At 67.1% G+C, this 483-nt stretch carries 1 protein-coding gene; it reads left to right on the forward strand.

Annotated elements, in window-relative coordinates; all coding sequences use genetic code 11:
• Positions 1-21 precede the first annotated feature (21 nt).
• A partial coding sequence (locus tag AC1DBD_RS17770) for an ESPR domain-containing protein (RefSeq protein ID WP_476982711.1) occupies positions 22-483 on the forward strand: 462 nt, incomplete at its 3' end.

Raw genomic sequence — 483 nt, forward strand, 5'->3', positions numbered from 1 at the left:
CGCCAGCAGCCGGGGTCCAGAATGAATCGTCTTTGTTACCGTCTCGTTTTCAACAAGACACGCGCCATGCTGATGGCCGTGCAGGAAACCGCAAGCAGTACCGGGTCCGGGCGGCGGGCTGGCCGGAAGGCTGTGGGGGGTGAGACGCGGCGGGTCTGGACGGGAAGCCTCTGCGTTGGCGTGCCCGTGCTGCAACTGGCAGCGTGGATGGCGATGGGGGTGCCGATGGTGGCCGGCGCGCAGATCGTCGCCGACCCCAATGCGGGCGCAAGCCGCCCCGGGGTTGTCCAGGCGGCGAACGGCCTGCCGCAGGTCAATATCACGCGGCCATCGGGGGCAGGCGTCTCCGTCAATCACTACAACCAGTTCGACGTCAACAAGGCCGGTGCCATCCTCAACAACTCGCCGGGCATCGTGGCGACGCAGCAGGCGGGCTACATCGACGGCAATCCCAACCTGCAGCCCGGCGGGTCAGCAAGGATC

It is taken from the genome of Arthrobacter sp. 10T419, from assembly GCF_056394105.1.